We start from the raw sequence: 2,404 nt of genomic DNA on the forward strand, positions 1-2,404 counted from the left end.
GTTGCTGCGCCGCCGTCAAGTAGCAATTGGGGGGTGTTGAGATTGTGGGGTGTGGAGGATACTGGGATTATGCCGGAGCTGCCCGAGGTCGACGCGCTGGTCGACTTCCTGCGTCCGCGGCTGGTCGGGGACTTCGTCACCCGTGCGGACATCGCCGAACTCAGCCTGCTCAAGACCGTCGACCCGAGCATCGATGCGCTCGCCGGACTTGCCATCACCGAGGTGGCTCGCCGTGGGCGAGCCCTCGTCTTCGGGTTCGACGGACTCAACCTGGTCTGCCGTTTCGCCCGAATGGGCTGGCTGAACTGGCACGACACCGCACCGAGTGGTCCGATCCGGATGGGCAAAGGGCCGCTGGGAATGCGCGTGAGACTGGCCTCGGGAGCCGCCTTCGACCTCATCGAACCCGGGTCGAAGAAGAACGCCGCCGTGTCGCTCGTCCGCGACCCCTCCGAGGTGCCCGCCCTTGCATCGCTGGGCCCCGACGCCCTGAGCCTCACCGTCGACGGCCTCGCCGCGGCACTGTCGGAGTCGACCTCCCGAATCAAAACGGTCCTCGAGGATCAGAGAATCATCTCGGGCCTCGGCAACGCCTATACCGATGAGATCCTCCACGCCGCCCGGCTCTCCCCGTTCGCGACCGCGAAGACCGTCGACCCGCAAGCGCTGTACAACGCCATCGCCGAGGTGCTCGAGACCGCCCGCACCGCCCTCATCGGCCTGCCGCCGGGCAGGATCAAAACCGCGAAGAAGCGCGGATTCTCCGTTCACGGCCGCACAGGTGAGACCTGTCATGTCTGCGGGGAGACCATCGCCGAGGTGTCCTTTGCCGACAAGTCCTTCCAGTACTGCCCCGGCTGTCAGACCGGCGGAAGAAAGCTCTCCGACCGTCGCATGGACCGCCTCCTCAAGTGAGGCGCCGGCTCAAGTGACGGCTGACCGCCGGCATGGACGGCACCATCGACAGGATCTGTACCGCGCTCGCCGTACCCTCACGCTGGGCGGAGGCGGAAGTGGCGGTCGGCGATGCTATGGGCACGCAGGGCCACCTCGGCGGCATCGGTCCATCCCACCCCGGGCGAGGCGACGTACGCGGCGACCAAGTACGGAGTGCTCGGCCACTTCGACGTCGTGCACACTGAATTGCGCGGTACCGAGGTTCACTTCAGCGCCGTCATACCCGTAGGCGTCGACACCGTCTTGGTTGCGGGGCCCGGTACCGGTGCGGGCCGATGCTCGCGCCGGCTACGAGGACGCGGCGTTCACGACCTCCCGCGCGGGGCGCGGTCGGGGGCAGGCTGCCTCGGCGGAATAGTCCTCCAGATCTATCCGTTGTGCGGAAGTGCGGCCCGTTCGCGGCCGATCATTCGACGAATGGAGGAAAGCTTGACCACGCGGAAGCAGATTCCCGGCACCGACCTGTCCATCTTCCCGATCAATCTTGGCACGAACACCTTCGGGTGGACCGCCGATGAGGCGCAGTCCCATGCTGTCCTCGACGCCTTCGTCGCCGGCGGCGGCAATTTCCTCGACACCGCCGAGTCCTACCCTGCGTGGGTGCCCGGCAACACCGGCCGCGAATCCGAGACCATCATCGGCACCTGGCTGGCCTCGCGGGACAACCGCGATGACGTCGTCATCGCCACGAAGGTCGGCGACCATCCCGAGCACAAGACGCAGGATCCCGAATACATCCGCACTGCCATCGACGCCTCACTGGAGCGTCTGCAGACCGATCACGTCGACCTCTACTACGCCCACCGTGACGATGAGGTGACCCCCATCGCCGAGGTGGCCCGCGTCTTCGATGAGATCGTCCGTTCCGGTAAGGCCAAGCACATCGCGGTGTCGAACTATTCGCCGGCGCGTCTGGCCGGGTGGTTCGCAGCGGCCGAGGACGAAGGACTGGTCAAGCCGGTCGCGATCCAGCCGCAGTACAGCCTCGTCTATCGGCGGGAGTTCGAGACCGATCTGCGCCCGGTCGCCGAGCGGCGCGATCTCGCGGTGTTCTCGTACTTCAGCCTTGCCGCCGGCTTCCTCACCGGCAAATACCGCACCGAAGCCGACCTCGAAGGCGCCGATCGGGGTGGAATGGTGCAGGGATATTTCAATGCCGCGGGGCTCAAGGTCGTCGACGATCTCGTCGCGATCGCTGATTCGCACAATGTCGCTCCGACGACGGTGGCGCTGTCCTGGCTGCTGGCGAAGGGCGTGACGGCACCGATCGCCTCGGCCCGCACCCCTGAGCAGCTCGAGGCGGTCATGGCCGCACCCGGGCTCGAGCTCAGCGCCGACGAAGTCGACCGTCTCGACCGGGCCTCCGCGCCGTTCGCGCAGGAGGACCCGTCCTGACCTTCCCTCCCAATTACTACCTGACGGCGGCCCAGCAACCTCGCGCGAGGTT

2 protein-coding genes are annotated in these 2,404 nt (G+C 66.8%); both read left to right on the forward strand.

Features of this window, described 5'->3' with window-relative positions; translation table 11 throughout:
- Positions 1–69 precede the first annotated feature (69 nt).
- On the forward strand, positions 70–915 hold the full coding sequence (locus ACSBQT_RS17805) for a DNA-formamidopyrimidine glycosylase family protein (protein WP_435002203.1): 846 nt from the start codon (positions 70–72) through the stop codon (positions 913–915).
- A gap of 471 nt (positions 916–1,386) precedes the next feature.
- Complete coding sequence (locus tag ACSBQT_RS17810) at positions 1,387–2,352, forward strand: aldo/keto reductase (protein WP_228281653.1); 966 nt, start codon at positions 1,387–1,389, stop codon at positions 2,350–2,352.
- The last annotated feature ends 52 nt before the right edge of the window (positions 2,353–2,404 follow it).

It is taken from the genome of Brevibacterium sp. H602 (assembly GCF_051172395.1).
Lineage (GTDB): Bacteria > Actinomycetota > Actinomycetes > Actinomycetales > Brevibacteriaceae > Brevibacterium.